Consider the following 4,207-nt stretch of genomic DNA (forward strand, 5'->3'; position numbering starts at 1 on the left):
TGCCGACGCCTCGCCAAGGACTTCGAGAACCTCGCCAGAATGGCGCTGGCGTTCCTGCGCCTGGCCATGATCCGCCTCATGCTGCGCAGAATCGCAAGGCACAGGAAATAATAGGGAACTTCGCGGACGGACTCTGAGGCGGGATTAGTTCGCAGGCCCGGTCTAAATACCCCCCCCCATGGGGGGCTGCTCCGGAGAACGCAAGACTGGGCGAACAGCGAGCCGAAAGGAAGTCCGTCTCGCATGACCTTGCCCCAATGAGGCGTCTCGTTGCTGGTCCGATCGCCATCCTGCATTACGACGAGCGGATCAAGCCTGGCGCAGCCATGGCGCAAGCCCTTGTCCAGGCCGATTCGGTGGTCCAGTCCGTGCTGGACGGCGCCATGCGCTGATGGGGCGTTCTTGCCCGCGACACCCCCAGGTTCATTGTCGCCCCGCCTGGTTTGGGCTACCCTGTGCTCAATGTTTCAAGACAGCGGCGTCCTGACCGGACGCCAAAGGGGTGATGGTGCTTTTCAGGCTCTTCTTGCGGGTGGCGGTGGTGGCCGTCATGGCTCTTGCCGCGCCGGTGGCGTGGGCGGCCGATCCGGCCCCGGTGGTGCGGGTGGTGTTCAACACCGATCCCAACCCGCCGATCGCCTATGGCAGCGGCACCGCCATCGATCCCGACAAGCCCAGCCTGATCGTCGAGCTGTTGCGCATGGTCGGCGAACGCACCGGCATCGTCTTCGAATTCCAGCGGGTGCCATGGCAACGCGGTCTGTACCTGATCGAGCACGGTCAGGCCGACGCCATCTTCGCCTCGAGCTACAGCCCCGAGCGGGCTCGCTATGGCGCCTATCCGATGGTCGATGGCAAGCCCGACGAGCGGCGCAAGATCTATCAGCAATCCTATAGCCTGTTCGTGCGAAAAGGGGCCGACCTGCGCTGGACCGGGGACGGAATCTCGGGGCTTCGCGCCCCGGTCGGGGCCTTCCCCAACTTCGCCGTCGTGCCGATGCTTCAGGAAAAGAACGTCCCGCTCGATCTCGAGCCCAGCGTGGTCGGCAACCTGCGCAAGCTGGCTGGCGGCCGCATCGACGCCTATGCCGAGATCGATACCCTGGCCGAAGCCGCTATCAAGGAGAACGGGGCGGAATTCGAAGGCATCGTCAAGCTGGCGCCGCCCTTGCGGACCACCCCCTATTACCTGATGTTTTCCAAGCTGTTCCAAGCCGCCAACCCCGCCCTGGTCGAGCAGGTGTGGGACGCCATCGCCACCGTCCGCGCCACGCCCGCCTATCAGGGCCTGGTGACCGGCAAGTATGCGAACTGAACCGATGACCGGCCAGGACGGCACGCCCCAGGTCAAATCGATCGCCGCCCGGCTGTTCCGCATCTCGTTCCAGTACTACGTCGCCATCGCCGTGGCGTTGACCGGTCTGCTGGCCGCCGGCCAGTACTTCTCGGCCCGCGCCGACATCGAGCGGGAAATGACCACCTATCAGCATGCCTTCGCCGGCACGCTGGGGGCGTCCTTGTGGGCGGTGGACGCAGCGAAGGTCGAGGCCATCGCCGCCGGCATGGTTGAAATTCCCGACATTGAGGCGATTCGCATCTTTGATCCGACCGCCAATCATCTGTTCGTCATTGCCATCAAACGGTTCGACGGCTTCCTGGTCGGCCACGGCGACGAACTGCAACGCCAATGGGACCAATTGGCCGACCATGCGGCGGTTCGTCACGGCTTCGACGTCACCTACCGCCACGCCACGGGTACCGCGACCCTGGGGCGGGTGGAATTGCTGGCCGGCCGGGGCCAATTGTTCGACCGGATCAAGGGCCAGACCGGGCTGATCGTCGCCATTTCCCTGTTCAAGGAAGCGGTGCTGTGGGTGATTTTCCTGGCGGTCGGCCAGCGGGTGCTGGTCCGGCCGTTGCGCCGGCTGATCGCCGCCCTGGATGGCGCCCGGCCGGAAAGCCCCGAGCACATTCAGTTTCCGGATGAAATCGAGCCGATGGTCAGCGGGACGGAATTGGCGGTGGTGCGCGATTCCTTCAACGCCTTGATCGATCGTGTGCACGACCAGCGCGACCAGTTGGTGGCCGCCAATGCCCAACTGGAATCGCAAGTCGCCGAGCGGACCTTGGCACTGGAGCAGGCCAATGGCGCCCTTCAGGCCCAGGCCCGTCAACTCGAGGCGTCGAATGCCGAGTTGGAACAGTTCGCCTGTGTCGCCAGTCACGACCTCCGTCAGCCGCTCCGCATGGTGACGTCGTACCTGAGCCTGCTGGAACGGGATTACGGCGACCGGATCGATGACAACGGGCACGCCTTCATCGGGTTCGCCCGCGACGGTGCCATTAAGATGGACCGCCTGATCCGCGACCTGTTGTCGCTGTCGCGGATCGGGCGGACCGAACGGCCGCTGGTGGCGCTGTCCTTTGCCGGCGCCCTTGACGAGGCGTTGGCCGCCCTGGCGATGGATGTCGAGGCCACGGCCGCCACCATCTCGGTCGCCGCCGATCCGCCCATGGTCAAGGGCGATGCCGACGAACTGGCCCGCCTGATGACCAACCTGATCGGCAACGCCATCAAGTATCGCTCGCCGGAGCGCCCGCCGGCGATCACCATCGACTGGCGTCCGACCGAAAAGTCCGAACTGCTGTTTCGGGTCGCCGACAACGGGATCGGCATCCCGGTCGACGGGTTCGACCGGGTCTTCCAGATCTTCCAGCGCCTCGACACCGAGGGATCGCGCGAAGGCACGGGCATCGGCCTGGCCATCTGCAAGAAGATCGTCGAGCATCATGGCGGCCGGATCTGGGTGGAATCCGTCGAGGGCACGGGCTCGACCTTTTTCTTCACCCTGCCGGCCGCGGCCTGACCGGGGCGCCGATGTTCGAGACCGAAATCATCGTGATCGGAGCCGGCGCCGCCGGATTGATGTGCGCCGCCGCCGCCGGCCAGCGTGGGCGCCGCGTGGTGGTGGTCGATCATGTCGGCCAGGCCGGCTCGAAAATCCTGATCTCGGGTGGCGGGCGCTGCAACTTCACCAATCTGGGGGTGGCTCCCGACCGTTATCTGTCGGCCAACCCCCATTTCGTCAAATCGGCGCTGAAGCAATTCAGCCAGACCGATTTCATCGACATGGTGCGCCGTCACCGCATTGCCTTTCACGAGCGGCGCTGGGGGAAGTTGTTCTGCGACGGATCTGCCCGGGCCATCCTGGACATGCTGCTGGACGAATGCGCCGTTGGTCGGGTCGATATCCGCCTGGGCCACCGCGTCACCGGGCTGTCCAAGTCCGACCGTTTCCGCCTGGACACCGACCGCGGCTCTTTCGTCGCCCCTCGGCTGGTGTTGGCCACCGGCGGGTTGTCGATCCCCAAGATGGGGGCGACCGGCTTCGCGCTGGATGCGGCGCGCCGCTTCGGCCTGGCGGTCACCGAGACCCGGCCCGGCCTGGTGCCGTTGCGCTTCGGCGGCGACGAACTGGCCTGGCTGCGGGCACTGTCCGGCATCTCGCTGGAAGCCGAGATTTCCTTGGGCAAGCGCCGCTTCCGCGAGGCGTTGCTGTTCACCCATCGCGGCCTGTCGGGGCCGGCGATCCTGCAGATTTCCAATTACTGGCGATCCGGCCAGGCGATCAGCGTCAATCTGTTGCCCGACGACGATGCGATTGCCGTGTTGGCCGAGCGCAAAGCCTCGCGGCCCAAGGCCGAGTTGAAGACCATCCTGTCCGAGCTTTTGCCGGCCCGATTGGCCCATGGCCTGGTCGATTCCCATCTGCCCAACCCGACCATGGCCAATCTGTCGAAGGGGCAGCTGGCCCAGGCGGCGGCCTTGCTGAACGGTTGGACCTTGGTGCCGACCGGGTCCGAGGGTTATGGAATCGCCGAGGTCACCTTGGGCGGCATCGACACCGACGAGCTGTCGTCGAAAACCCTTGAGGCCAAGAAGGTTCCCGGCCTGCATGTCGTCGGCGAGGCGGTTGACGTCACCGGCTGGCTGGGCGGATACAATTTCCAATGGGCGTGGTCCAGCGGCTGGTGCGCCGGGCAGGCGGTGTGATACCCGATCTGAAATCGGGTATCTTGCGCCCATGTGTGGACGGCCCCTGCGTTGCAAGGGAAATTCGACGTTCTGCGCGACCAGGCTGGGTGCAGTCATGTGTCCGGCCTGTTTGTGCGGTTCACCTGACCGCTGGCCATGATGTGATCCGCG

At 65.3% G+C, this 4,207-nt stretch carries 4 protein-coding genes and 1 pseudogene; all 5 read left to right on the forward strand.

Annotated elements, in window-relative coordinates; all coding sequences use genetic code 11:
- Nucleotides 1-111 (forward strand): annotated as a pseudogene (locus tag A6A05_RS20525) (IS5/IS1182 family transposase); the annotation flags it as partial.
- A 146-nt stretch (nt 112-257) separates the two neighbouring features.
- Nucleotides 258-392, forward strand: a complete 135-nt coding sequence (locus tag A6A05_RS22025; protein ID WP_281193223.1) for a hypothetical protein — start codon at nt 258-260, stop codon at nt 390-392.
- 158 nt (nt 393-550) lie between these two features.
- On the forward strand, nt 551-1,315 hold the full coding sequence (locus A6A05_RS01670) for a substrate-binding periplasmic protein (RefSeq protein ID WP_172822158.1): 765 nt from the start codon (nt 551-553) through the stop codon (nt 1,313-1,315).
- Complete coding sequence (locus tag A6A05_RS21400; protein WP_216635730.1) at nt 1,305-2,867, forward strand: sensor histidine kinase; 1,563 nt, start codon at nt 1,305-1,307, stop codon at nt 2,865-2,867. The genes A6A05_RS01670 and A6A05_RS21400 overlap by 11 nt, the downstream gene beginning before the upstream one ends.
- An 11-nt stretch (nt 2,868-2,878) precedes the next feature.
- Nucleotides 2,879-4,054, forward strand: coding sequence for a BaiN/RdsA family NAD(P)/FAD-dependent oxidoreductase (locus A6A05_RS01680; protein WP_068496847.1), 1,176 nt, complete (start codon nt 2,879-2,881; stop codon nt 4,052-4,054).
- The last annotated feature ends 153 nt before the right edge of the window (nt 4,055-4,207 follow it).

Source organism: Magnetospirillum moscoviense (genome assembly GCF_001650635.1).
In the GTDB taxonomy this organism is placed as follows: domain Bacteria; phylum Pseudomonadota; class Alphaproteobacteria; order Rhodospirillales; family Magnetospirillaceae; genus Magnetospirillum; species Magnetospirillum moscoviense.

What these genes read in the sequence shown, in the direction of transcription:
- A6A05_RS22025 (WP_281193223.1), top strand. Translation starts at nt 258, where the DNA reads ATGAGGCGTCTCGTTGCTGGTCCGATCGCCATCCTGCATTACGACGAG.
- A6A05_RS01670 (WP_172822158.1), top strand. Translation starts at nt 551, where the DNA reads ATGGCTCTTGCCGCGCCGGTGGCGTGGGCGGCCGATCCGGCCCCGGTG.
- A6A05_RS21400 (WP_216635730.1), top strand. Translation starts at nt 1,305, where the DNA reads ATGCGAACTGAACCGATGACCGGCCAGGACGGCACGCCCCAGGTCAAA.
- A6A05_RS01680 (WP_068496847.1), top strand. Translation starts at nt 2,879, where the DNA reads ATGTTCGAGACCGAAATCATCGTGATCGGAGCCGGCGCCGCCGGATTG.